At 59.0% G+C, this 25,618-nt stretch carries 16 protein-coding genes, 2 tRNA genes, 2 rRNA genes and 2 pseudogenes; 13 read left to right on the forward strand and 9 right to left on the reverse strand.

Annotated features, from left to right (window positions below):
* Positions 1-40 precede the first annotated feature (40 nt).
* Together B723_RS23730 and B723_RS23735 are read right to left on the reverse strand one after the other, a co-directional pair.
* A complete protein-coding gene (locus B723_RS23730; protein WP_017339527.1) occupies positions 41-1,438 on the reverse strand; it encodes an MFS transporter in 1,398 nt (465 codons plus the stop codon).
* A 502-nt stretch (positions 1,439-1,940) separates the two neighbouring features.
* Positions 1,941-2,954: a GlxA family transcriptional regulator gene (locus B723_RS23735; RefSeq protein WP_033037628.1), complete on the reverse strand. Its 1,014-nt coding sequence runs from the start codon at positions 2,952-2,954 to the stop codon at positions 1,941-1,943.
* A gap of 247 nt (positions 2,955-3,201) precedes the next feature.
* Between B723_RS23735 and B723_RS23740 the strand changes: the two genes are divergently transcribed.
* The 8 genes and pseudogenes from B723_RS23740 (at position 3,202) to B723_RS23775 (ending at position 14,880) form a co-directional block, all read left to right on the forward strand.
* Positions 3,202-3,627, forward strand: coding sequence for a hypothetical protein (locus B723_RS23740; protein WP_017339529.1), 426 nt, complete (start codon positions 3,202-3,204; stop codon positions 3,625-3,627).
* Positions 3,628-4,265: 638 nt separating this feature from the next.
* Positions 4,266-5,444, forward strand: coding sequence for a non-hydrolyzing UDP-N-acetylglucosamine 2-epimerase (gene wecB, locus B723_RS23745; RefSeq protein ID WP_017339530.1), 1,179 nt, complete (start codon positions 4,266-4,268; stop codon positions 5,442-5,444).
* Between the two features lie 42 nt (positions 5,445-5,486).
* A pseudogene (locus tag B723_RS23750) lies at positions 5,487-7,708 on the forward strand (hypothetical protein).
* 12 nt (positions 7,709-7,720) lie between these two features.
* Positions 7,721-9,835 carry a glycosyl transferase family protein gene (locus B723_RS23755; RefSeq protein WP_017339531.1) on the forward strand — a complete coding sequence of 705 codons (2,115 nt, stop codon included), beginning with the start codon at positions 7,721-7,723 and terminating at the stop codon, positions 9,833-9,835.
* On the forward strand, positions 9,832-12,375 hold the full coding sequence (locus B723_RS23760) for a bacteriophage N4 adsorption protein A (RefSeq protein WP_017339532.1): 2,544 nt from the start codon (positions 9,832-9,834) through the stop codon (positions 12,373-12,375). The genes B723_RS23755 and B723_RS23760 overlap by 4 nt, the downstream gene beginning before the upstream one ends.
* A gap of 8 nt (positions 12,376-12,383) precedes the next feature.
* Positions 12,384-13,037 (forward strand): alginate O-acetyltransferase AlgF, encoded by a 654-nt coding sequence (locus B723_RS23765; RefSeq protein WP_017339533.1) that lies wholly within the window; start codon positions 12,384-12,386, stop codon positions 13,035-13,037.
* Entirely contained in the window at positions 13,034-14,023 is a 990-nt protein-coding gene (locus B723_RS23770) for an alginate O-acetyltransferase AlgX-related protein (protein WP_017339534.1), read from the forward strand. Before B723_RS23765 ends, B723_RS23770 begins: the two co-directional genes overlap by 4 nt.
* Before the next feature lie 77 nt (positions 14,024-14,100).
* Complete coding sequence (locus B723_RS23775; RefSeq protein WP_425311828.1) at positions 14,101-14,880, forward strand: hypothetical protein; 780 nt, start codon at positions 14,101-14,103, stop codon at positions 14,878-14,880.
* 32 nt (positions 14,881-14,912) lie between these two features.
* Here the strand turns inward: B723_RS23775 and B723_RS23780 are convergent, their stop codons facing one another.
* The gene (locus tag B723_RS23780; RefSeq protein WP_017339536.1) at positions 14,913-15,242 is read right to left on the reverse strand and encodes a DHCW motif cupin fold protein; all 330 of its coding nucleotides are present in this window, start codon (positions 15,240-15,242) and stop codon (positions 14,913-14,915) included.
* A 98-nt stretch (positions 15,243-15,340) separates the two neighbouring features.
* Entirely contained in the window at positions 15,341-16,312 is a 972-nt protein-coding gene (locus tag B723_RS23785) for a threonine dehydratase (RefSeq protein WP_017339537.1), read from the reverse strand.
* Positions 16,313-16,408: 96 nt separating this feature from the next.
* On the opposite strand from B723_RS23785, the gene B723_RS23790 reads away from it, so the two are divergent.
* From B723_RS23790 to B723_RS34205, 5 genes and pseudogenes are all read left to right on the forward strand, one after another.
* On the forward strand, positions 16,409-17,218 hold the full coding sequence (locus B723_RS23790; protein ID WP_031319013.1) for a helix-turn-helix transcriptional regulator: 810 nt from the start codon (positions 16,409-16,411) through the stop codon (positions 17,216-17,218).
* A gap of 120 nt (positions 17,219-17,338) precedes the next feature.
* Positions 17,339-18,034 (forward strand): tRNA (adenine(22)-N(1))-methyltransferase TrmK, encoded by a 696-nt coding sequence (locus B723_RS23795; RefSeq protein WP_017339539.1) that lies wholly within the window; start codon positions 17,339-17,341, stop codon positions 18,032-18,034.
* A 159-nt stretch (positions 18,035-18,193) separates the two neighbouring features.
* Positions 18,194-18,493 carry a hypothetical protein gene (locus tag B723_RS23800; RefSeq protein WP_017339540.1) on the forward strand — a complete coding sequence of 100 codons (300 nt, stop codon included), beginning with the start codon at positions 18,194-18,196 and terminating at the stop codon, positions 18,491-18,493.
* A 132-nt stretch (positions 18,494-18,625) separates the two neighbouring features.
* Positions 18,626-20,752, forward strand: a complete 2,127-nt coding sequence (locus tag B723_RS23805) for a TonB-dependent receptor family protein (RefSeq protein WP_017339542.1) — start codon at positions 18,626-18,628, stop codon at positions 20,750-20,752.
* 41 nt (positions 20,753-20,793) lie between these two features.
* A pseudogene (locus B723_RS34205) lies at positions 20,794-20,892 on the forward strand (arsenical resistance protein ArsH); the annotation flags it as partial.
* A 227-nt stretch (positions 20,893-21,119) separates the two neighbouring features.
* Here B723_RS34205 and B723_RS23810 read toward each other — a convergent pair.
* The 5 genes from B723_RS23810 to B723_RS23830 all read right to left on the reverse strand — a co-directional run bounded on the left by B723_RS23810 (position 21,120) and on the right by B723_RS23830 (position 25,567).
* Positions 21,120-21,581 carry a hypothetical protein gene (locus B723_RS23810; RefSeq protein WP_017339543.1) on the reverse strand — a complete coding sequence of 154 codons (462 nt, stop codon included), beginning with the start codon at positions 21,579-21,581 and terminating at the stop codon, positions 21,120-21,122.
* A 432-nt stretch (positions 21,582-22,013) separates the two neighbouring features.
* Positions 22,014-22,129, reverse strand: a 5S ribosomal RNA gene (gene rrf / locus B723_RS23815).
* A gap of 156 nt (positions 22,130-22,285) precedes the next feature.
* Positions 22,286-25,177 (reverse strand): 23S ribosomal RNA (locus B723_RS23820).
* A gap of 227 nt (positions 25,178-25,404) precedes the next feature.
* Positions 25,405-25,480: transfer RNA gene (locus B723_RS23825), tRNA-Ala, on the reverse strand.
* Positions 25,481-25,490: 10 nt separating this feature from the next.
* A tRNA-Ile gene (locus B723_RS23830) sits at positions 25,491-25,567 on the reverse strand.
* Between the last annotated feature and the right edge of the window lie 51 nt (positions 25,568-25,618).

Below are 25,618 nucleotides of genomic sequence, written 5' to 3' on the forward strand. Positions count from 1 at the left end.
AAAATCGGGCCTTGCCATTCACTTTTGTCGGGCCCGCCCCTTACAGGTCGGTGATTTCCTTATGGCGTGGCACCAGCAGTTTCATCACGCTCCAGGCCACCAGATAAGCCACCGCACAGATGGCGAACATGATCATGTAGCCGGTGTGAATGTCGTTGATCGATTTGTAATAGTCGAACACCCAGCCGCCGACTTTGGTCATTGCCACGCCGCCCAAGCCGCCCGCCAATCCGCCAATGCCGACCACCGATGCGATGGATTTTTGCGGGAACATGTCGGACACGGTGGTGAAGATGTTGCACGACCACGCCTGATGCGCCGACGCGCCTACGCCGATCAACAGCACCGGCACCCAGAAGCTGATGTATCCGAAGGGCTGCGCCAACAGTACCAGCAGCGGGAAGAAAGCGATCACCAGCATGGCTTTCATACGACCGTCATACGGCGCGTCGCCGCGAGCCATGAAGTAGCTGGGGAACCAGCCGCCGCCGATGCTGCCCACCATGGTCATGCTGTACAACACGGCCAGCGGCCACACGATGGCCTGGCCTTTCATGCCGTATTGCGCTGACAGATACGTCGGAAGCCAGAACAGGAAGAACCACCACACGCCGTCAGTCATGAATTTGCCGAAGGCAAAAGCCCAGGTCTGGCGGTAGGTCAGCAACTTGAACCACGATACTTTCTTTTCGGCGACGTTCGGCGCCGGAGTATCGATCACCTGCGCATCACTGCGGATGTAGGCCAGCTCCTGCGCCGAGAGACGTTTTTGCTTTTCCGGTTTGTCGTACAGCGCAATCCACACGGCCACCCAGACGAAGCCCAGCATGCCGATCACGATGAACGCCGCTTCCCAACCCCACAGGCCGGCAATCAGCGGTACGCAGATCGGTGCCAGGATCGCGCCTACGTTGGCGCCGGAGTTGAAGATACCGGTGGCGAAGGAGCGTTCCTTCTTGGGGAAGTATTCGGCAGTGGCCTTGATCGCGATCGGGAAGTTACCCGCTTCGCCTATCGCCAACACGGCGCGGGAGAGCATGAAGCCTGCGATCGACACTGGGATGACAGCCAGTCCGAACGCGCCGCACACCGCTGCGATGCCCTCGCCCATCGGTACTGAAAAGGCATGCATCATGGCGCCGGTCGACCAGATACTGATCGCAATGATGTAGGCCTTCTTGGTCCCGATCTTGTCGACGAACCGACCAGCAAACAACATGGAAATCGCGTACACAAACTGGAAAACGGAAGCGATGTTGGCGTAGTCGCTGTTACTCCAGCCAAATTGCGTCGACAAATCCGGTGCCAGCAGGCTGAGCACCTGGCGGTCCAGGTAGTTGACGGTGGTAGCAAAAAACAGCAGCGCGCAGATCGTCCAGCGGTATTTACCGACAGCCTGGCCGACACGTTGCGCATTGATGGGCTCGTTCAGATTCATGGCATCACTTTATTATTGGATTATGGTGATGATCTCTCGGTTTCAAGCGAGATCACTTCTTACGCGCAGCACGCCGCTCTGCGGCTCGCGTCAGACGAGTAGCACGTGCAAGCAGGGGGTTGGCGGAGCTGCCGCAGACAATGCGCACGGGCAGGCAGTCAGGACCGGACCATAAGAAGCGGGATGCAGGGAGGCGAGAAAGCGGATTGAGTTCATGATGGGACCCGGTTTTTGTTTTTAGGGGTGTAACATCGTATGTCGTCGTACAACTGCGCCTTTTATAGCGAGTCCCCTACCCGGCTGTCAATCTGGAAAATTGCCGTTCGTCTCGCCGTTCACCCCTCGCTGAAGATTCGCTATCGGCCAAACACTCGGGGCGAAGCAGTCCGACAGCCTTTAGTCCGGGCGAAATTGCCAGCAGATTTTTAATTTCAGATAGTCGTACGACAACACATGTCGAACGCAAAGATCGCCGGTCTCGAAGAACCGGCTCAGAAGAGTGTCATTTGACCAGCCGCGTTTCCTTGGACGGCCTGTAACCGAAATACGAGCTATAGCACTTGCTGAAATGGCTCGGCGACACAAACCCACAGGCCACCAGCACATCCACCTGGGACAGCTCCGTGTGCTGGAGCAGTCGACGCGCCTCGGTAATCCGCAGCTCCATGTAATAACGCTGCGGCGTGGTGCCGAGTTGCTCCTTGAACAAACGCTCGAGTTGCCGACGAGAACGACCTGCATAGACGGCCAGTTGTTCCAGCTCCAGCGGTTCTTCGAGGTTGGCGTCCATCAGCTTCACCACCTCGCGCAAGGGAGCGCTCACACAGACGTTCTCCGTCGGTTTGATGCGCCGGTAGCGGGACTCTTCGAACGCGAGGATGTCCTCAATACCCTCGACCAGCGCCTTGTCGTGCAGGCCCTTGATCCAGTCCAACGCCATGTGGAAGGCACCTGACGGGCTGGACGCCGTTAGCCGGTCCCGGTCGATGACAAAGGGCTCGCTGGTGACGTGCGTGGCCTTGGCAATTTCCGCGAGCGCGGGGCGATGTTCGGGGTGAATCGCGCAACGATAACCGTCGAGCAACCCGGCGATCCCGAGGAACCATGCGCCATTCCACAATCCCGCCAGGCTCACGCCCTGGTCGGCGGCCGCTCGCAACAGACTGATCAACTCGTCAGTCGCCTTCAGCTCGGTTCGGTAGCCACCGCAAATGACCAGCAGATCGAGGTCATGAATCACCGAGCAGTCGATGCGCGCATCCGGCCGAATGACCAGCCCCAGATCGCTGACCACTTCCCCGTCGTTCAAGCCGAAGGTGCGGGACGAAAACAGTTTGGGGCGTAGCAGATTCGCGGTGACGATTGTATCCAGCGCCTGGGTAAAAGCAGGCAGCGAGAAATGTTCGAGCAGCAAAAAGCCTGTTCGCGTCATTTGAACAGGCTCGTTGGGGTTGTCGTTCAGATAGCGGAGATTTTTCCCCTTCATGCCTCCGCTAAATTGGCGTCGTTCGATCAATGTTTTTGGCACTCGGTTGCGTGAACGGACAGGAGTCTGGTGCATCAGGATATCGCAAAACGGTCCACGCTCCTCCCATCGGTTCCTCTGGGGACCGCGCCATGATTCGTACCTTCGATTCGCGACTTCTACAGTGACAGCCTGTCGCCGATCAAAAACGAATGGAACCCGGCGCGTCATCGCGTTTTCGAAACGTTATCAGCGCCGATCCTTGATCTGGCAAGGCGCCATTGGAGAGGAAACCCCGATGAACAGTAGAGTGCTGTTTCTGATCGCCAGCCTCAGTCCGACCCTGGCTTTCGCTGAAGGCTGCGACGTCCTGACCCGCTCCCAAAGCCCTTCCGTGCCCGTGGTCGAAACCCATAGTTGCTATGAGTATGAAGGCATGCCGGTCAATTCCATTGATTGGTCATGCAGCAATGAAAGCAAGGAAATGATGACCAGCACCAAGAAAAAGGTGAAACAGTGCGACGGTCATTATCAGGCCACTTGCATTGCGACCTTGACTCAGGAGTCGCTGGCCAATCCTCACTCCACCAGTAAGGACAAGAACGCCAAGTCGCTCAACATTCCAGACAATGCCCAAGTGACTACGTATTACTACGACGCCGAACACTTGAGCCAGCTGAAGATTGATTGCGAGTCGGGTGGCGGACACTGGAAAGCGAAGTGATTAGCCAGGCTTAACTTGGCAGTCAAACACTTAACCTGCCAATTCGCAGCAGGACCGTTATCAAACACGGGTGACAAGCTCACAAAACATTGTTGCGTCGCGACAATATACAGGCGTCACTTAAGTGACTATAACCCGTTATACTCCAGCCAGCCGACGCCTTACCGGGAACGTTCCCGACTCTTATAACGCGAGAATAATTCACACGTAGCGACGAATGGTATTAAATAATAAAAAAGCCCATAAGAATCATAATGTTAAATTAAACATAACAAACATCAAGACTCTTGCTTAAATTGTAAAAAACTAGAAAAGACCGACCACCCATATAAAAGTTTCAAACTTTTCCCATCAGATAAAAAAATACATTTAACACTTTTAAATACTGTTCTCGGATGCTAATAATTCGGACGATTCCGGGTTCCAGGCAACAAACTTATTGACCTGAAGTGAACATCTACTCACCTCTCACGCCGATGACCCGACCTTAATTAAATTCAAAACGCTAGCTTGCCCAAGTTCCAATAAAACCTGGGCAGCTGTTGTGTTGCGCACTAAAACTGCGCAAGGAAGGCATCATCGCTCGCCATAAGATTAAAATCCTTTCGATCTTCGGAACCCGTCCAGAAGCCATCAAAATGGCGCCGTTAGTCAAAGCCCTCGCCGAAGAACCGGGAATTGATTCGCGGATCTGCGTCACTGGCCAGCATCAAAGCATGCTGAAACAGGTGTTGGATCTGTTCGATCTCAAGGCTGATTACACCCTTGATGTGATGACGCAACACCAGACGCTCAACTCGCTGACTGCGGCGTTATACGCAGCAATTGACCCGGTGCTGGAAATGACCCGCCCGGACCGGGTGCTGGTGCATGGCGATACCACCTCGGCCATGGTCGCCGCGATGGCAGCTTTTCATCGACGCATTCCGGTCGGCCACGTGGAGGCCGGGCTGCGAACCGGGGATATCTACAGCCCGTGGCCGGAAGAAATGAACCGTCGCTGCATCGACCTGGGTGCGGACATGCTGTTCGCGCCGACCCATGAGTCGCGCCAGAACCTGCTCGATGAACGCCTGCAGGGCCGCACCTTCGTGACCGGCAATACGGTGATCGATGCGTTGCAGATGACCGCACGGCGCATCGAGCAGGACGCTGACTTGCGGGCCAGTCTGGACCAGCAATTCTCGTTTCTGCAAAGCGGCCGCAAGGTGCTGCTGGTCACCGGGCATCGTCGGGAAAACTTCGGCGAAGGCTTCCTGCATATCTGCAAGGCCCTGAGTCATCTGGCCCGGCGCGCGGATATCCAGATCGTCTATCCGGTGCATTTGAACCCCAATGTCATCGGCCCGGTCACCGAGCAACTGGGCGATCTGCCCAACGTGCACCTGATCAAGCCGCTGGATTACCTGACCTTCGTGCGCCTGATGCAACGTGCCCATGTGATCCTCACTGATTCCGGTGGCGTGCAGGAAGAAGCGCCGTCACTGGGCAAGCCGGTGCTGGTCATGCGTGATGTAACGGAACGTCCGGAAGCGGTCGCAGCGGGCACTGTGCGCTTGGTTGGCACCGCACCGGACTCGATTATCGCCGGTGTCAACGCGCTGTTTGATGACGAACTGCTGTGGCGTCGCTGCGCCCAGGCGGCCAACCCTTATGGCGATGGCAAGGCCAGCGCGCGCATCGTCGACGCCCTGATGGGGCGCGCGGTCGATGACTTCGTCGTGGTACGCGCGCTGCCCAGGTTCCTGCAACACCCGACAGCGGCTGCCGTGCGCGAGGAACCCGGGAAAAATCTCTCGGCCTCCACCTCTCTATAAACCAAAACCGCTCCTCCCCCTATCTGCTCGAGATCTGCCTGAATGAAGTCTTCCGTTGCCATCCATACGGGTGCGCTCAGCGCCCTTGCCTGTGGCGTGAGCCTGCTCGCGCTCATGCCGACCTTTGCCTTGGCCGCGGACAGCCCGCTCACCCAGGCGATCAACCGGCTCAACGCCGACACTCGCCAGGAGCGTGAGGTGCGCTTGAGCGATCTGGGGATCGACGCGCCGATCATTCTCGGCTCCACCGATGCCCGTCGCGAGCTCTATCTGCCGGTGCCGGCGGGTGTGCCGCTGACGGAGGCCACCCTGAATTTCGACGCCAGCTATCTCAATGGTGAAGGCGGCCGCAATACGCTGCTGCTCTCACTGGACGGTTATCCGGTGCGCGCCGAAGGGCTCAGCGAACCCCAGGGTGACGCCAGCGCCACGCTGGGCGTGGACAAGAAAGCGCGGGACAGCGGCTCGCTGCGCCTGGGCATTGCCTGGTCGTCCATCGTGTCCCGCGTGTTGTGCGAAGACGAACGCGCCATCGGCAACGTGCTGCGTATCGAACCGGACACGCGCCTCACCTACAGCTACGACGCCAGCCAGTTGCAGGACGTCGGCGCCGCGTGGACGGCACTGCCGGGCAAACCGGGAATCATGGTCGCGTCGGGCACCTTGTCCGCCGAAAGCTACGATGCGGCGTGGCGCCTCGGGGTAGCGCTGGAACGGATCGGCAAACACAGCCGCATCCTGCCCTTCCCTGCCATTCAAGACAGTATTGACCTGGGCAGCCTGCACATTCCGGCTGAGCTGCTGAGCATTCCAGCATTCCAGCATTCGCCAGCCTCAACGGCAAAGGCCCGCACGCGCTGGCGGACGCTGCACAAATCGGCGCCCTCCTGATGTTGGGCCAGACGCCGAACGTCCAGGCGGACCTGGCCATCAACGACCCGCAACTGCTCAAGGCCGTCAATGCATCTCTGGACGCGCTGCACAGCCAGATTCAAGGTCTCGACGCCACAGCCGCCAACGCGCTGGTACAGTGGCGTGAACGGCATATCAATGCAGGCCTGGCCGCCACCGGTACAGACAACGTGCGCCTGGCACTACTGGGCACACGTCCGGTGCTGATGATCGCGCCGCAAGCCACCGGCAAGGCCCTGGCCTTGTTCAGTTCGGCCTGGAACACCTTGGCGCGCAGCCGCCAATTGACGGTCAGCGAAGCGCAGTTGCCATTGAGCGCCGACGGCCGCGTGGCCTTATCCCGCCTGGGCGGTAATCCTGGCGCCATCAACGTGCTGGCCAAATCCGACTGGAGTACTTCGTTTCCTCTCGGCAGCGTGGCCTATGACGGCCGCTTGCCAGTCAAGGCAGTGATCGATGTGTCTGCCGCGCCCGGTGCCTCGGACACTGCACCGGTAGCCTCGCTGTTTCTCAATGATTATCTGATTGGCGCGCAACAGCTCGTGGCCAACGGTGAAATGCAGCGCATCGAAGCGCGTATCCCGCGTTATGCGGTGGGTGCAACGAATGTCTTGCGCGTGTCGTTCCAGCGTCAGCCCGTGAGTGATCGCTGCCTGGAAACGCCACAAGCCTTCCCGGTCTCGGTGCTGCCGACCAGCCACATCGTGCTGGACAAGACGGCCCTGGGTGATGACTTCTCCGGCATGGCCGCGCGCTTTGCCATGGACACGCAAATCCTCGTCCCCCAGACCTACCTCGACCACCCGGCAAGCAGCTTGCCGCAAGTGATTTCGGTGGCTGACGGCGCTGGGGTTTCGCCGCTACGGGCACAACTGAAAGTCAGTGCCGATCCAAAGATTTCGGTCACACCGGATAAAGCCTTCCTCGCCTTCGAGCTGCCGATCAAGGACAGCAAGGAATCGGTACAAGCGGATGAGCAGGGTCGCCTGCGCATCAATCACAAGGATCAGGTGTTGCTGGACGTGCATCCCCTGAACCACCTGGCCTCGTTGCAAGTAGTGAATGCCGGCGGACAGCACGGTCTGGTCTATCGACCGCTGGGCACTGACGCGCCACGCTTCGCCAAACAGATTCTGCTGACCCGCGGCGACGTGGCGATCCTCGGTGACAACGGCGCACTGAACACCTTCGACACCCAGGACCCGAGCGGCAGCCAATTGATCGACAACAATGAACCCAAGGGCCTCGACGCCTGGCGCACGCCGTCGCTGTTGTGGCTGATCCCGGGTGGCATCCTGTTGGTTCTCATCCTGTTGCTGGCTGGCCGAAACGCCCGTCGCAATCGCCAGTAACGGAACCCTTCGATGACGTCGCTTTATTGGCCCTACTGGCTGGCCCACTACTACAGCTTCCTGGAAATCTCGACCATCGTGGTCGCGGTGCTGATCCTGATCTCCAGCCTGGACGATCTGTTCATTGACCTGTGGTACTGGTCTCGTCGCCTGTTCCGCAAGTTCACCGTGGACCGAAAATACCGGCCGCTGACCGCCGAGCAATTGATGGCGCGGGATGAACAGCCGCTGGCAATCATGGTCCCGGCCTGGTTGGAATACGACGTCATCGCGCCGATGATCGAGAACATGGTGTCGACCCTGGATTACCAGAACTATGTGGTCTTCGTCGGCACCTACATCAACGATCAGCGCACCATCGACGAAGTGGAACGCATGCGTCGGCGCTACAAGCAACTGCATCGAGTGGAAGTCCCGCATGCCGGGCCGACCTGCAAGGCTGACTGTCTGAACTGGGTGATCCAGGCGATATTCCTGCACGAGAAAACCCATGGCATGACTTTCGCTGGCGTGGTTCTGCACGACAGCGAAGACGTGCTGCACCCAATGGAATTGCGCCTGTTCAACTACTTGCTGCCGCGCAAGGACATGATCCAGTTACCCGTGGTGTCACTGGAGCGCAACTGGTACGAATGGGTGGCCGGCACCTACATGGACGAATTCGCCGAATGGCACGGCAAGGATCTGGTGGTGCGTGAAAGCATGACCGATACCGTACCGTCCGCCGGGGTCGGCACCTGTTTCTCCCATCGCGCCCTGCGAGTACTGGCCGGGGAAACCCAGAACCAGCCATTCAACACCGACAGTCTCACCGAGGACTACGACGTCGGCGCGCGCCTGGCCAAGGTCGGCATGAACGCGATCTTCGTGCGTTTCCCGGTGCAGTTTCGCGTGTTGCGCAAATCCTGGTTTCGCAAGCCTTACGAATCGACCCTGAAGATGCCGTTGTGCGTGCGCGAATTCTTTCCCGATACCTTTCGCACCGCGTTCCGCCAGAAGGCTCGCTGGACGCTGGGCATCGGCCTGCAAGGCTGGGAACAAATGGGCTGGAACGGTTCGCTGGCCAACCGCTATTTGCTGTTCCGTGACCGCAAAGGCGTGGTGACCGCGTTCGTCAGCATCATCGCCTACGTGATTCTGGTGCAACTGCTGGGCTTGATCATCCTGCGCCAGAGCGGTCTGTGGGACGTGAGTTTCCCGACGCCGTTCGAGACCAACGGTTTCATCAAATACCTGCTGCTGGCCAACGGTATCGCGCTGGCCTGGCGTATCGCCCACCGCTGCTATTTCACCACCGTGCTGTACGGCTGGCAGCATGGCTTGCTGTCGATCCCGCGCATGGTCGTGGGCAACTTCGTCAACTTCATGGCCGCATCAAGGGCCTGGCGCATGTTCATCGTCGGCAAAGTGCTGAACCGCAAGCTGGTGTGGGACAAGACCATGCACGACTTTCCGTCCACCGACCTGGTCGCGGCCGCACCGCGCAAGCTGGGCAGCGTGTTGCTGTCCTGGCAGGCGATCAACGAAACCGACCTGCAAAGTGCCCTCATCGAACAGAAAACCCGGCACATGCCATTGGGGCGGATTTTGCTCAGCAACGGTTGGCTGGATGACGAGACACTGGCGGAAGCCATCGCCTTCCAGAACGACCTGCCGCGGGTATTCGATGTGGCTGCCAAGGCGCAGTTGTCGACCCTGACCCTGGACGATGAATTCGCTTTGCGTTGGCGCGTCGTGCCGCTTGGCTTGAATGCCGACGGCCGCGCACAAGTTGCCGTGGCCAGCCCGTTGCCGACCGCCGGCCTGCAACAAGTCAGCGAGGTCTTGGGTAGCGAACCGGTGCAGCTGATTGCCCGGGAAAGCGAAATCGTTGCCCAGTTGCGTCAATTGAGCGTGCGCGATGGCCAAGCCGTGCCGGATGCCCGCGCGCCACTGTTGGGTGACCTGCTGATCGAAATGGGCCTGCTGAATCGCGACGAGTTCAACCGCGCCATGTTGCAGTACCGCCCGCAGCGTCACGGACGCATCGGCGACTATCTGGTCGACAGCGGCGTGCTGCCCCGCTCCACCATCGAAAAGGCCGTGGCCCGTCAGCACAGCCACTACCCTGCGGAGCTTCCGGCATGAACCGCCCCTTGCTGACCCTCATGGCCACGGGGCTGAGCCTGCTGCCTGCGTTTGTGCACGGCGAAACATTGCCGCTGCCGTTGACCGGTCCGGCCTATATCACCGCCAACGAGGCGTACAGTGCCTACGAGCGCAAAGACTATGACCTGGCCATCGCCAAGGCCCGCGAAGCATTGCGTCAGCGCGCCGACATCACGCGCTTGAATACGCTGATTGCGTTGGCTGAGCGCGACAAGGAATTGCGTGACCATCCCAAGCGCTATCCGCAGTCCCGTCAGGCCCCTGGCTTCGGGGCCGCGGCAAAGGCCTTCAAGGCCTATGATCGCGATGACTTCGGCGCGGCGGCTCAAGCTTCACGTATTGCAATCGCTCAGGCACCCAAACGCATGGATTATCGGCTGCTGCTGATCGAGTCGTTGCAGCGCCAACAGAATTTGCAGGAAGCGGATCAGGCGACGTCTCAGGCGCTGGCCGTGTTCCCGGACGACGATACGTTGCTGATGCGCCGCGAAGCGATTCGTCGGCAACTGGCCGCGCCACTGGCGGTTGCGGGCTATCGCGCCCTCGAGCAAGGCCATGTGCCGCTGGCCGTGGACCAGGCCAGAAAAGCCGTGGCCTGGGCGCCGGAAATCGGCGCCCATCAGCAACTGCTGATCAGTGCCCTGCTCGCCGCCAGCGACTACCGCGGCGCCGAGCTTGCCGCATCAGGCGCATTGGCCCAGGACGACGGGGAAATTGCACCGTGGATTTTGCGCAGCTACGCCCTTGATCGACAGGGCAAAACGCAGGCGGCCCAGGCAGATCTGAATCATGCCCTGGCTATCGATGGCCTGCTGGCAACAGAAACCCGTGACATTCGTTTCTTCGCCGCCGACACCGCACTGGACCATGGCGAGCCGCAACAAGCGCTCGATCATCTGCAGCCACTGGCCGACGATGAAAGCGGCGAAGTGGCCCGCCGACGCACCGCCGCTCGCATGGCGCTACGACAGAAAGACAACGGCTCGAATGCAGTGACCCGCTTTTCGGCACCGGCGTTGAACTGTCAGGAAACCGCGTTCGGCCTGGTCTGCGATATCTGGCCTGGCAATCAGCGCGACGGCAGCACCGAGATGGCCGGTCAGGCCTACGCGGCGGTGGCCCGCAAAGACCCGGCAACAGCGGGTGCACTGGCGACTGAAGCCATTCGCCGGGCGCCGCAGAATCCAGCTTACCGACGTCTGCTGGTCAGCGCCTTGAGCGAGCAGAAACGTGTACCCGAAGCCATCGCGGCGGCCAGCGAAGGTCTGATAATCACCGGCGATGACGCTCGCCTGCTGGCCCAACGCGGTCGCCTGCGTCAACAGTCGGGTGACGATTCCGGTGCACGCCAGGACTTTACTCAGGCCTTGGCAATGGGCAGTTTGCCCGCTTACGAAGAGGCCAGCCTGTATGCCGCCATCGGCCAGCGCCGGACTGCGCGCGAACGATTGCAACAAGCGCGCGACACCGGAGAACTGGAGTCGATGAGCGATTTGCAGATCGCTTATCTGTCGGTCCAGGCCGGCGATGATGACGGTGCCCACGCGTCATTTCGTCAATCCGATGCAGTCACCCCACTCACGCCGACAGCCGCTCAGGACGCAGCCTATAACGCCATCCGGGTCAATGACGACGCGCAAGCCGTGGCCTACTTCAAACGCGTCATCGATGCGCAAGCGTCCGGTGACCTGGACATCCCTGCGCAACAGCTGTTCGACACCCGCCGCACGGTGGGCGATGTGTCGCGCAGAGTCGGCTTGACCAGCACCACCAGCTATCGCGGCAACAATTCCAGCAGTGGCCTGAGTTCGGCGCCCGGCAGCGGCAGTAGCAGCAATGACAGCCTGCAAAACAGCACCGAACTGTCCTGGCGTGCCTTGGGGTATCGCAACGCTCGCTTTGTCGAACTCTACGGCCGCATCACTGACACGCTGTGGAGCAAGAACGGCGATTCGGATACCGGTTTCGATGCGCTGCAAGGCGCCGTCGGAATCCGGGTCAAACCGTTCACGTCGCTGAACGTGATGGCCGCCTTCGAGCGCACATTCCCCTTGGGATCGTCAGACGTCGACGGTGACTGGCTGGTGCGCCTGGGGTATGGCTCAAGCGTCGGCACCGATCTGCGGGTCGATGCTTCCAGTTGGTGGACCTCGCAGTTCTTCGCTGAAGCCGGTCATTACATCAACGACTCGCGGGACTACTTCAACAGCGAATGGCAGGTCGGTCGCAGCTACGCCATTGGCGGCGCGGGCTCGCGCTGGGTCACCTTCCCCCATGTGGTGGCCGCTTTCGACTACGACTCGAAAATGAACAGCGGGACCGATGCCGATGGCCGCACCGAATCATCGTCCGGCAAGGCCGGGGGCGTGGGTGTCGGCAATAACGTCCGCTACTGGTTCCGCGAGGACGCGTACAACGCGCCCCGCTCCTACGTGGATTTTTCCTTGCAGTACCGCGTGAAGGTGCTGGGCGATGACCGCGCTCAAGGCGTATTCGGTCGCCTGACTTATTCCTATTGAGGACTTGTATGAACGTTCGAATCTGTTTGTGGCTGGGCCTTGCCCTCCTCCCGTCGTGGGCTCAGGCCGCCCCCGACATTGCCCGGTTGTACGCACCCGCATTGCCCGAGGGTTCGGCGTGGCTGCGGGTGGTCAATCCATCCGACACGGCCATGCAGGTTCAGGTAGGCCAAGGCATGAGCGTCGCACTTTCCGCCCAGAGTGCGGTGGCCAGTCCCTTTCAGGTCGTCGACTCGCGACAGCCGTTGCAGGTCACCGTCAATGGTCGCGTGATCCAGGGCTTGAGCGCACCAAAAAGTGCGTGGGTCACGCTGATTCTCGACAGCGACCCGGCACGTGCACCTCGCCTGGTGATCGACCCGCCCTTGCGCGGTAAAGACCTGCGCGCCGAACTCAACGTGTACAACCTGGGCAGCGGTTGCGAAAAGGCCAACGTCCAATTGGCCAATGGCGCCACGGTGTTCAGCCAGGTGCCGTTCAACGGTCAGGCCCAGCGCACGATCAACCCGGTGCAGGCGACGCTGGTTGCCAGCTGCAACGAGCACAGAAGCCTGCCGTTGAAGCTGGAACCCTTCAAGGCCGGCGACCGTTACAGCCTGTTCCTGATCGGCTCCGGCCAGGCGCCACGATTGATTGGCCTTGTGGACCAGACCGCGCCATGACCTCTCCTTTTAAACACGTTCGCTTGACCCCGCGCCTGGCGGTTTCCACCCTGATTGCGGGTCTGTTGCTGAGCCTCTCGAGCACCGCCGTCCAAGCGGCTTCGGCAGTGATCACGGGCGACGGCGGGTGGCTGTTCCCGGCCTGGGAAAGCCTGAGCAAGGTCGACAACACCGGCACTGCCCGCAATGTTGTGCTGATCAAAGAATTGCAGCAGCAACTCGAACGCGAACACATCGGGCTGATCGTGCTGGTTGTGCCGATGAAAGCGCCGTTCTATGCCCAGCGCCTGCCCGTCGATCAGCCGATCAGCGCGGCAGTGATGCAGCGTTACGAACACCTGCAAAGTGACCTGACTCGCGCCGGACTGAGTACGCTGAACATCAAGCCCATCCTGCAAAGGACCGAGCAAGGCGAACAAACGGCGTTTTACCGCGCCGACTATCACTGGACCGCCTGGAGCGCCGAAAACACCGCCGACGCCACCGCGCAACTGATTACCGGGCGCTATCGGCTGCAAGGGGAACCCGGTGGCGGCGCCGCGCTGGGTCCTTGGTTCGACCGCCGCGCGTTCGGCGATCTGGCGAGCAATTTTCTTCCGGCGATCAAACGCAAGGCGATTGGCCGCGACCTCTACACCGTTCGCCATCAGGCAGAAAACGACTTGCTGATCGATGACGCGCCGGCACCGGTGCAAGTCATCGGCAACAGCTTTGTCCAGCCTTACCTGGGTTTTACCCAGAAGCTCTCCAATGCGCTGGACCGCCCCGTCGCGCTGACGTGGAACCCCGGTGATGTCGGCCCATGGGCTACGCTGCTGCAATACCTGGAGTCGGCGGATTTTGCCCAACACAAGCCGCAAGTGATCGTCTGGCAATTCAATGAGGGGCAGTTTCACCTTGGGCCGGATGCGACTGCCAACTGGAGCGCCAAGGGCGTCACCTCGCTGAGCCAATGGCATCAACGCATCAACAAGGCACTGCCGTGAATATTTTTGGCTATACCGCCCGCCGCGCCAGCGTGGCAGCGCTGTTGTTTGCCGTCACCCTCAGCGCAGGAACCAGCATGCTCTACATGACAAACAAGCCCCTGAACCCGGGGATTGTCGGCATCGTCTGGCAGCCGGACAACAGAACGGTCGGCATCAACGGTCACTGGGAAAAACTCGGTGCTCGTGAACTGCTGGTGCAATGGACCGTCGTTGACGACCAGGCCTTCATCCCCGGCACCGACCTGCCCGGTGTGCCGGTGCTGCCCGACTGGGTGCGCATCGCCAAGGCGCCCTGGGCGCAGGATGTGATCCTCGGGCTGGCGGGTTACTTCAGCGAAAATCGCTCGCGGGACAACATCGAGCAACTGGCTAAAGTCTCGGAACGTATCGCCAAACTGCCTACACCGCTCCACGTCACCGGCTGGTATTTTCCTGCCGAAGTCGACCCCAGCTGGACCCGTGCCAAAGAGTTGCCCGCCCTGCTTGCCAAACTGCCGCGACCGTTGTGGATCAGCGTTTACGACGGCGCCAATATCGGCCCCGTCGCCACGGCCGAATGGCTCAAACAGTGGCTGCCGAATGACATTGGCGTGTTTTTCCAGGATGGCGTCGGTGTCTACGCCCGCACCGCGCCGGTCGCCCGAACCTACGCCGACGCCTTGCGCCAGCGTCTGGGCAAAGACCGTGTGCGGATCATCGTCGAAGCCTTCCGCCCCAATTTCGGTGGCGGATTCCGCTCCGCCACCGCCGCCGAGCTCAAACCGCAGTTGGCCGCCTATGACGGCTATCCGCTCTACCTGTTCGACGGACCACACTACGTGACGCCTGAATTGGTGGAGCAACTCGGGCGATAACGAAGAACGTGCGCAAGTGGTCACTCCCAGCGTCAATCCACCACGAACAACCTGGCACCCAGGGGGCTGGAAGATCGATGCCCCTCTGCATTGCTACCCACCTGATAGCTCATCCCGGCGGTAAGTGTGAACTGGCGACCATCCTCCAGTTCCGTGTGCAACTCGCCTTCCAGGCACAACAGGATATGACCCCTCCAGCACCAGTGATCGGCCAGATAGCCGGGACTGTATTCGACCATCCGCACGCGCGTCGATCCAAACTGGCACGTTCGCCAAGAGGCGGTACCGGTTTGTCCAGCATGCTGGACTGGTTCGACCGTCGACCAATCAGTCGTACCAAAGGGAACAGCCGTGAGATCCATGGTTGCCTCATCAATGAAGAATGTCTGTGGACCGTAGCCATCCAGAGAGACTTGCGATAGACACAGATGCCTCGCATTTATGAGATACAGGCCTCCACTCAGGCATGAAGGTCTGGGGCGATCACTCTCGCATACACCGCTCGGTCAACATTCCCGCCAGACAGAATCACTCCGACCCTTTTGCCTTCCATGGTTTCACGCTCCTGAATAAGCGCCGCCAGGGCCGCCGCGCCTGCCCCTTCAGCGAGGTTGTGGGTATCGGTGTAATACACGCGCATGGCCTCGGCAATCTGGCCTTCGCTGACGGATACGATCCGCGCCGCCGCTGCCCCGTAGATAGCGAAGGCCTCGGGAACCGGCTTGCGTACGGCGAGGCCATCGGCAAAGGTATTCGCCGAGGCGGTTTCGCAGATTGCTCCCGCTTCGAACGATAGCTTGGCGCCTGCCGCCTCTGTGGAAACCACCCCCACCACTTGGGTTTTCAAGCCCAGTGCGTCGCGGGCGGCGATTACTCCACAAATCCCAGAGCCACAGCCAATCGGTACATAGACGATGTCCAGGTCCGGCGCAGCCTTGAACAGTTCCAGCGCATAGGTGGCCACGCCTTTGACCAGCTCGGTGTGGAATGGCGGCACGAGGTACAGGTCATGCACTTTTGCCAGGCGTGCAGCCTCTTCACGGGCCTCATCGAAGTCGCGGCCATACTCGACCACTTCACCGCCGAAGCCGCGCATGGCATTGTTCTTTTCCAGCGAATTGCCTTCCGGCACTACGATCAACGCCCGCAAGCCCAGCGCGCTTGCGGCCAGCGCCAGGCTCTGGCCATGGTTGCCTCGGGTAGCGGAAACAATGCCCTTCACGTCCGGGTGCGCACGTTTGAGCCAGTGCATGAAGGTAATGCCGCCGCGCACCTTGAAAGCACCCGTAGGGGTGTGGTTTTCATGCTTGACCCACACCGTGCAACCCACACGCTCCGCCAGCAAGGGCCAAGCGTACTGGGCGGTGGCGGGCATGACCTGGTACACATGGCGAGCCGCTTGTTCGATATCGTCGCGAGTCAGTCTGTTCATGAAGCAGCCTCCTGAGGTTTTGCCCAGTCTAGGCACCGCTGCACTGCGCTGGCTTTCAAAAAACTGACCTGACTTTTATGCCCGCTCTTCTCTACTATGGCGCTTATGAACCGTCGAAACCGCCTGCAGCCATCGCTCGTTCCTGAACCGGTCCGCCGTGCCGAGGCAGGGCCTTGGGCGATCGAACTGTTGCCCGGTTGCGCCTACTCAGCCCGATATGTAGCGACCCACGCGGCGATCGGTTTTGCCTTCGACAGCCAGCGAGGCCTGCACGCGATCGGCAGCGACCGGGTGCACCCTTTCCTGGCCACGCCCAATAGCCTGGCGTTCGTCCCGGTCGGTTGCGACGTGCTGTCCGAATCATCCCAAGGCGGTGAGTACCTGCGGGTCATACATACCGAGGGTATGGAATGGATAGGTGATCATGCCTTCAACAATCGCATTGATCCGCAGGCCATTACCCTCGCGTTGCGAATGCGCAGCGCGCTGTTGCGTGCCTCGGTGGATGACGATTGGGAGGCCTGGGCACTTGCCCTGGCTCAACGGGCGAAGGGGCACGACGTGTCGTCGATACCGTTCCAGGGGGCTATCACCCACAGCCGAATGCGCCTGCTCGATGAATTTATCGACGCGGGCCTCGAGGGTCCGCTCAGTGTGCAGGCGATGGCAGGATTGCTTGAACTGTCCGAAGGCTATTTCATGCGCGCATTCAAAAACGCGACGGGCAAAAGTCCGCATAGCTACCTGATCGACCGACGCCTCGCCAAGGCCCGTGCCCGGCTGCGCGATTCAACAGCCAGCCTGCCGGAGATCGCCCTCTCCTGCGGTTTCAACTCCCAGGCGCACATGGCGACCGCCTTCAAGCAACGCCTTGGCGTGAGTCCGGCGCAGTTGCGTAAAGGTTGAAGGGGCGTTCGTGGTCAGGCCATCGGATGGCAGGCATTTGTAATGCACCGCGTAGCTCGGCAGAATCGCGTCCCGATCCGGCCAAAAGTGGCGGGCGCTCGTAATGAAAAGAGGCTGCAGTTGAACGAACAGACATTGTCCATGCGCCTGGAGCACGTGGCGGCGCATGTGCCAGCAGGTGCGCGCCTGGCCGATATCGGCTCGGATCACGGCTACCTGCCGGTGGCGTTGATGCGCCGTGGCGCCATCACCGCGGCGGTGGCCGGCGAAGTGGCAGAGACGCCGTTCCGCTCTGCCGAACGCACCGTGCGCGAGAACGACCTGGACCAGTGGATCACCGTGCGCCGGGCCGATGGCCTGGCAGCGATCGAGCCGAGAGACGGGATCACGGCGATCAGTATCTGCGGCATGGGCGGCGAGACGATCCGCGACATCCTCGACAATGGCACAGCGCGTCTGAACGGCCAGGAGCGCCTGATCCTGCAGCCCAACGGCGGCGAGCAGCCACTGCGCCAATGGCTGATGGAAAATGGCTACCAAATCCTCGTCGAGGAGGTGCTGCGGGAAAACCGCTTCGACTACGAAATCATCGTCGCAGAGCGCACCGGGCCGGTGACGTACACCGCCGAAGAGTTGTATTTCGGCCCGCTGCAGATGCAGGCACGCAGCCCGGCGTTCCTGGACAAGTGGCAGCGCCTGCTGCGCCAGAAGCAAAAGACCCTGGCCCAGTTCACCCGGGCGCGACAGGCCGTGCCCATGGAGAAGGCGCAGGACATTGCCCGGCAGGCCCGGTGGATCAGCGAACTGCTGGCTTGAGCCCGCATGCCAGCCTGAGTCATTTGCCACCCATTAGCCGAATAGCATCCGTGAACAACGTGGTGGGTTTACACCGCCAGCTCTCAACCGCAGCCAACCGTCTAAACTGATGAGTACACGACTGCAGACACTGCGAGTCGTCTGTTGCAGGAAAACGCCATGACCGGAAAAACAGCACGTCAATACTCGTCATGGGCCCTGCACTCCCTGCTTGCCATCAATCTGGTGATGATGGCGGGATGCTCGGGAAAAAACTCCACAGTTCGGTATTCGGCTTCAAACATAGGCTCAAGCTGCTATGCCAAGGCATTGCCCACTTCCGGTGAGGGCGGCCTCGCTTGGGGGGATACCCTGGACATGGCGCGCCAGAAATCCATGAACAACTGCATTCGCTATGCCGGCCGCTCCGGTGGCACGCCGGATACCTGCCAGGTGGTGTTGGCCGAGTGCAGAAATTAGGCGCGTAGGGTAGCAAGAGCATTCTTCTCCCCCGCGCTTATCTGGTCAAAAAACAAAATTGCCATGTGTTTCCTTCGTTCTTCCCTACGTCGCAGTTCTTCACTGCCCATTCTGTTCGCCTGGAGTTTCTCAATGCCCTCGCCCAATTCCTTGCCCGCTGCGCTGCTGGGCCTGGCCTTTGTCTGTCCGGCCATGGCCGATGCCCAGGGCCTGGAACTTGGACAAGTGCTGATCAGGGCTGAGGACCAGAGCGGCGAAGACGCGTCGGTCGAAGACGCCGAGGCCCGACTTGCCGAAGTGCCTGGCGGCACCAATGTCGTCGACCTGCGCCGCCCCTTGCAGGGCCGCGTGGCCAGCAACCAGGATGTGTTGGCTTATCAGCCGGGAGTCTATGCCCAGTCTGCGGGCAACGAAGGGGTAAAAATCTCGATCCGCGGGTCGGGGATCAACCGTGCACCTGGCGCCCATGCCTCGGGGTTGTACACCCTGCTCGACGGTCTGCCTCTGACCGGCCCGGGTGGCACGCCCTATGAACTGCTGGAACCGCTGTGGCTCGACCACGTGGAGGTGCTGCGCGGCGCCAACGGTTTCGACCGGGGCGCCCTGGCCTTGGGCGGGGCGATCGATTACGTCAGCCACACCGGCTACAACGCACCGCTGTTACAGGTGCGTTATGCGATGGGCAGCCATGGTTATCAGCAGCGCCAGGTCAGCTCCGGGCAGGTACTGGGCGATTTCGACTACTACGTGGCCACGACCGATGCACGCTCCGACGGCTACCAGGACCACACGACCAGCGAGAGCCAGGGCGTCATCGCCAACTTTGGTTATCGCTTCAATCCGAACCTGGAAACGCGTTTCTATCTGCGCTATCGCCAGACCGACAACGAGCTCGCGGGACGGGTGACCAAGCACTCCATCGAGCACGACTCACGGGCAGCCAACCCCGCTTACGTGTCGCGCGATGACAGCCGTGAACAACCGGGCAGTACCTTCATCGGCAACAAGACCACTTACTATATCGATGACGATTCGAGCGTTCAGGCCGGTCTTGTCTACCACGACTATCCCATGGACTTGCGTGAAGGCCCCAACCGCCTGAAGGTCGCGTACACGGACGTCAGCGGCACGTTCGACTACAAGCGTCGCGACACACTCTGGGGCCTGGAAAGCCATAGCATGCTGGGACTTCGCGTGACCAAGCACCTGCCCAACGCGGGAGCCAGCGAATCGGTGCGCATCCCCACCGGCAACACCGCCCGCTACACGCCAGACACACCCATTCGCAACTTCACCTATCAGGGCTCGGACACCGTCCTGCACATGGGCAACGACCTGGAGATTGCCGACGACCTGTGGCTGACGACCGGTCTCGCCGCTATCTACACGCGCCGTGAAAGTACCGTGACCTACCCGCAAGGGGGCGGCAAGACAAGCCTGAACGACTGGGACTACGCTCCTCGTTTAGGCCTGCGCTACCAACTGACACCTGACGTGCAAGTGTTCGGAAATCTCAGCCGCTCGGTCGAAGCGCCACACCCGTGGTCGCTGATCTATAGCTCCAACATTCGATTCCCGGCAGGCAGCGGCGTTGCCACAGGCGCTCAGCGCGATCCGATCAAGCTGCAAAACCAGACCGCGACCACCCTGGAAATCGGCGGCCGCGGCGACAGCGCGATGGGGCAATGGAGCCTGGCCTGGTACTTCGCCCAAGTGCGTCACGAATTACTCTCGGTATTGCCGGATGCCAGCGCCACCACGCCTTACGAACTCAACGCCAGCCCCACCGTTCACCAGGGTGTGGAAGCCAGCCTGCAGAGCAACCTGTGGTCGCGGGACGATGGCGGCCAACTGAGCCTGCGCCAGAGCTATACCTTCAGCGACTTCCACTACCGCGACGACGACCGCTTCGGCGACAACCGTCTGCCGGGCCTGCCGATGCACTACTACCAGGGCGAGCTGCGCTACGACTGGCCGCAAGGCTTTTTCGCAGCGTTCAACACGCAGTGGGTGTCCAAAGTTGCGGTGGATTACGCCAACAGCTATTACGCCGATCCTTATGCCCTGTTCGGCGCCACCCTCGGTTACAACACACCCAAGGGCGACTGGCAGACCTGGCTGGACGTGCGCAACCTGACCGACAAGCACTACGCCGCCACCGTCACCCCGGGCTATGACGACAAAGGACTGGACGCAGCACGATCCACGCCGGGTGAAGGTTTGGGGGTGTATGTCGGGGTATCGTGGAGTTTGCTCTGAACGGGTTGAGGCAAACGAGTCTGACCATTGAGTCGATCAGTCCATCGGGATTGCCGTTACCGGATGACGCTCCAAACGATCACCCCAAAGTTCAGGAATTGCTCGAGCTGATGCAATGGTCTGAAGGACAGGTCTGGTGTCATCCGAGTGTCCGCCCCAAGGAAAAACACTCGCGGTCATGCAAGTCAGCGGCGGCTCCCCGGTAGTGGACGTCATGGAGGAACGGGTGAAGTTCACTCTGTTGGCCCGACGTATTAATCAGCGGTCGACTTGAACCTCAGGCACCTGCCTTTTGAAATACAAAACGCCCGATGTGATGCATCGGGCGTTGGGGTGAAACAGGTGCAGTAGTTGGCAGCAGCTGCTATCAGTTCTGCGCTTTGCTCATTTTGGTGAACAGTTCGGTCGGTACTTTCTTGCCGTTGGAGGTGAACTGGTTGGTACGGAATTTGTAGACCTCGCCTTCGGAGAGGAAACCGTCGTTGTTGGTGTCCATCGCCTTGAACTCTTCAGCGCCTTGCGGGGCGACGGCAAGCAACTCTTTCAGAGAAACGCGGCCGTCGTGGTCGGTGTCAGTACGAGCGAAAGAAGCGTCGCCGCATTTGCCTTCACCGCACTTGCCTTCACCCGTCTTGGTGACCTTGGCGCCGGTTTCGCTGGCGCCGCACTTGCCTTCGCCACACTTGCCTTCGCTGGTCTTTTCCGCCGCGGCGAGTTGGTAGCCTTGAGGCAGTGCGTCAGCGGCGAAGGCGGACGAAGCAAGGTTCATGCTGCCAACCAGCGCGACAGCAATCAGGCCAATACGGGATTTGTTCGAGATATGGGACATGGTTATTTCTCCGGATACTGTACGCGGTAAGACCGCTTAGGGTCATGCCACTGGGGCGATAAGCCGTGGTGCGAGAGGCATTTGCTTTCTCGCTAGGGCCAGGCTATTTGACTGCAACCGTGTATCCCGGATGTATCCGGATCGAGGGGCATTTGTACACCAGCATCTGTACAGCGGGTCCGGATACACAGCGATACACAGGCCCCCGCTCTTTTTATCCTTGCGACTGGAAGTCCCCGAATAAACGCCTCGACCTGGCGCGTAGCGCACGGGCATTCAGCCTGTGCCTCCATTGTCTACGGGACCGCTAGCAGGATTTAACATGTCAATGAATCGATCGCGCCGGACCGTTTACTCGGGAATTTTTGCGCCACTTTCCTGCGGGCAAAACAAAACCCCAACTGCTTTCGCAATTGGGGTTTCGGAATTTAATCTTGACGATGACCTACTCTCACATGGGGAAACCCCACACTACCATCGGCGATGCATCGTTTCACTGCTGAGTTCGGGATGGGATCAGGTGGTTCCAATGCTCTATGGTCGTCAAGAAATTCGGTAGCCAGGTCGTGGGCCTTTGCAGGTTCACGCTCCAGCGAATGGGTATGCGATAGTTTGTGTGTTTGTTTCTCGAACTTTCGGTTCGTTTCGTCTTCACACACCGCAATCTGGTGCCTTTTCAGGTCAGCAAATTGCTTGGGTGTTATATGGTCAAGCCTCACGGGCAATTAGTATTGGTTAGCTCAACGCCTCACAGCGCTTACACACCCAACCTATCAACGTCGTAGTCTTCGACGGCCCTTCAGGGGACTCAAGGTCCCAGTGAGATCTCATCTTGAGGCTAGTTTCCCGCTTAGATGCTTTCAGCGGTTATCTATTCCGAACATAGCTACCCGGCAATGCCACTGGCGTGACAACCGGAACACCAGAGGTTCGTCCACTCCGGTCCTCTCGTACTAGGAGCAGCCCCTCTCAAATCTCAAACGTCCACGGCAGATAGGGACCGAACTGTCTCACGACGTTCTAAACCCAGCTCGCGTACCACTTTAAATGGCGAACAGCCATACCCTTGGGACCGGCTTCAGCCCCAGGATGTGATGAGCCGACATCGAGGTGCCAAACACCGCCGTCGATATGAACTCTTGGGCGGTATCAGCCTGTTATCCCCGGAGTACCTTTTATCCGTTGAGCGATGGCCCTTCCATACAGAACCACCGGATCACTAAGACCTACTTTCGTACCTGCTCGACGTGTCTGTCTCGCAGTCAAGCGCGCTTTTGCCTTTATACTCTACGACCGATTTCCGACCGGTCTGAGCGCACCTTCGTACTCCTCCGTTACTCTTTAGGAGGAGACCGCCCCAGTCAAACTACCCACCATACACTGTCCTCGATCCGGATAACGGACCTGAGTTAGAACCTCAAAGTTGCCAGGGTGGTATTTCAAGGTTGGCTCCACGCGAACTGGCGTCCACGCTTCAAAGCCTCCCACCTATCCTACACAAGCAAATTCAAAGTCCAGTGCAAAGCTATAGTAAAGGTTCACGGGGTCTTTCCGTCTAGCCGCGGATACACTGCATCTTCACAGCGATTTCAATTTCACTGAGTCTCGGGTGGAGACAGCGCCGCCATCGTTACGCCATTCGTGCAGGTCGGAACTTACCCGACAAGGAATTTCGCTACCTTAGGACCGTTATAGTTACGGCCGCCGTTTACCGGGGCTTCGATCAAGAGCTTCGCGTTAGCTAACCCCATCAATTAACCTTCCGGCACCGGGCAGGCGTCACACCCTATACGTCCACTTTCGTGTTTGCAGAGTGCTGTGTTTTTAATAAACAGTCGCAGCGGCCTGGTATCTTCGACCGGCATGAGCTTACGGAGCAAGTCCTTCACCCTCACCGGCGCACCTTCTCCCGAAGTTACGGTGCCATTTTGCCTAGTTCCTTCACCCGAGTTCTCTCAAGCGCCTTGGTATTCTCTACCCAACCACCTGTGTCGGTTTGGGGTACGGTTCCTGGTTACCTGAAGCTTAGAAGCTTTTCTTGGAAGCATGGCATCAACCACTTCGTGTTCTAAAAGAACACTCGTCATCAGCTCTCGGCCTTAGAATCCCGGATTTACCTAAGATTCCAGCCTACCACCTTAAACTTGGACAACCAACGCCAAGCTGGCCTAGCCTTCTCCGTCCCTCCATCGCAATAACCAGAAGTACAGGAATATTAACCTGTTTTCCATCGACTACGCTTTTCAGCCTCGCCTTAGGGACCGACTAACCCTGCGTCGATTAACGTTGCGCAGGAAACCTTGGTCTTTCGGCGTGGGTGTTTTTCACACCCATTGTCGTTACTCATGTCAGCATTCGCACTTCTGATACCTCCAGCAAGCTTCTCAACTCACCTTCACAGGCTTACAGAACGCTCCTCTACCGCATCACCTAAGTGATACCCGTAGCTTCGGTGTATGGTTTGAGCCCCGTTACATCTTCCGCGCAGGCCGACTCGACTAGTGAGCTATTACGCTTTCTTTAAAGGGTGGCTGCTTCTAAGCCAACCTCCTAGCTGTCTAAGCCTTCCCACATCGTTTCCCACTTAACCATAACTTTGGGACCTTAGCTGACGGTCTGGGTTGTTTCCCTTTTCACGACGGACGTTAGCACCCGCCGTGTGTCTCCCATGCTCGGCACTTGTAGGTATTCGGAGTTTGCATCGGTTTGGTAAGTCGGGATGACCCCCTAGCCGAAACAGTGCTCTACCCCCTACAGTGATACATGAGGCGCTACCTAAATAGCTTTCGAGGAGAACCAGCTATCTCCGAGCTTGATTAGCCTTTCACTCCGATCCACAGGTCATCCGCTAACTTTTCAACGGTAGTCGGTTCGGTCCTCCAGTTAGTGTTACCCAACCTTCAACCTGCCCATGGATAGATCGCCCGGTTTCGGGTCTATTCCCAGCGACTAGACGCCCTATTAAGACTCGCTTTCGCTACGCCTCCCCTATTCGGTTAAGCTCGCCACTGAAAATAAGTCGCTGACCCATTATACAAAAGGTACGCAGTCACCCCACAAAGTGGGCTCCCACTGCTTGTACGCATACGGTTTCAGGATCTATTTCACTCCCCTCTCCGGGGTTCTTTTCGCCTTTCCCTCACGGTACTAGTTCACTATCGGTCAGTCAGTAGTATTTAGCCTTGGAGGATGGTCCCCCCATATTCAGACAAAGTTTCTCGTGCTCCGTCCTACTCGATTTCATGACTAAGAGATTTTCGCGTACAGGGCTATCACCCACTATGGCCGCACTTTCCAGAGCGTTCCGCTAATCTCAAAGCCACTTAAGGGCTAGTCCCCGTTCGCTCGCCACTACTAAGGGAATCTCGGTTGATTTCTTTTCCTCAGGGTACTTAGATGTTTCAGTTCCCCTGGTTCGCTTCTTAAGCCTATGTATTCAGCTTAAGATACCTAACTTATGTTAGGTGGGTTCCCCCATTCAGACATCTCCGGATCAAAGTCTGTTTGCCGACTCCCCGAAGCTTTTCGCAGGCTACCACGTCTTTCATCGCCTCTGACTGCCAAGGCATCCACCGTATGCGCTTCTTCACTTGACCATATAACCCCAAGCAATCTGGTTATACTGTGAAGACGACATTCGCCGAAAATTCGCGATTAAACTCACAAATTTTACCTTAGCCTGATCCGCTACCAGTGAAAGTAACGTTCAGTCTATCTTTCTATCACATACCCAAATTTTTAAAGAACGATCTAATCAAAGACTAGAAATCAATATTCACACCGGAATATTCATTTCTAAACTCTAACAGCAGAAGCAGTTATATGGTGGAGCCAAACGGGATCGAACCGTTGACCTCCTGCGTGCAAGGCAGGCGCTCTCCCAGCTGAGCTATGGCCCCATAACAAAATTGGTGGGTCTGGGCAGATTCGAACTGCCGACCTCACCCTTATCAGGGGTGCGCTCTAACCAACTGAGCTACAGACCCAATTTCGAGCGCGCAACTGTTAGCTTGGAGCTATCAGCTTGGAGCTTAAAG

This window comes from Pseudomonas fluorescens NCIMB 11764, assembly GCF_000293885.2.
GTDB lineage: Bacteria > Pseudomonadota > Gammaproteobacteria > Pseudomonadales > Pseudomonadaceae > Aquipseudomonas > Aquipseudomonas fluorescens_B.

Excerpts from the sequence above, each read along its gene's own strand:
- B723_RS23730 (WP_017339527.1), bottom strand. The coding sequence starts at position 1,438 with ATGAATCTGAACGAGCCCATCAATGCGCAACGTGTCGGCCAGGCTGTC.
- B723_RS23740 (WP_017339529.1), top strand. The coding sequence starts at position 3,202 with ATGAACAGTAGAGTGCTGTTTCTGATCGCCAGCCTCAGTCCGACCCTG.
- wecB (WP_017339530.1), top strand. The coding sequence starts at position 4,266 with ATGGCGCCGTTAGTCAAAGCCCTCGCCGAAGAACCGGGAATTGATTCG.
- B723_RS23755 (WP_017339531.1), top strand. The coding sequence starts at position 7,721 with ATGACGTCGCTTTATTGGCCCTACTGGCTGGCCCACTACTACAGCTTC.
- B723_RS23760 (WP_017339532.1), top strand. The coding sequence starts at position 9,832 with ATGAACCGCCCCTTGCTGACCCTCATGGCCACGGGGCTGAGCCTGCTG.
- B723_RS23765 (WP_017339533.1), top strand. The coding sequence starts at position 12,384 with ATGAACGTTCGAATCTGTTTGTGGCTGGGCCTTGCCCTCCTCCCGTCG.
- B723_RS23770 (WP_017339534.1), top strand. The coding sequence starts at position 13,034 with ATGACCTCTCCTTTTAAACACGTTCGCTTGACCCCGCGCCTGGCGGTT.
- B723_RS23775 (WP_425311828.1), top strand. The coding sequence starts at position 14,101 with ATGCTCTACATGACAAACAAGCCCCTGAACCCGGGGATTGTCGGCATC.
- B723_RS23780 (WP_017339536.1), bottom strand. The coding sequence starts at position 15,242 with ATGGATCTCACGGCTGTTCCCTTTGGTACGACTGATTGGTCGACGGTC.
- B723_RS23785 (WP_017339537.1), bottom strand. The coding sequence starts at position 16,312 with ATGAACAGACTGACTCGCGACGATATCGAACAAGCGGCTCGCCATGTG.
- B723_RS23790 (WP_031319013.1), top strand. The coding sequence starts at position 16,409 with ATGGCGCTTATGAACCGTCGAAACCGCCTGCAGCCATCGCTCGTTCCT.
- B723_RS23800 (WP_017339540.1), top strand. The coding sequence starts at position 18,194 with ATGACCGGAAAAACAGCACGTCAATACTCGTCATGGGCCCTGCACTCC.
- B723_RS23805 (WP_017339542.1), top strand. The coding sequence starts at position 18,626 with ATGCCCTCGCCCAATTCCTTGCCCGCTGCGCTGCTGGGCCTGGCCTTT.
- B723_RS23810 (WP_017339543.1), bottom strand. The coding sequence starts at position 21,581 with ATGTCCCATATCTCGAACAAATCCCGTATTGGCCTGATTGCTGTCGCG.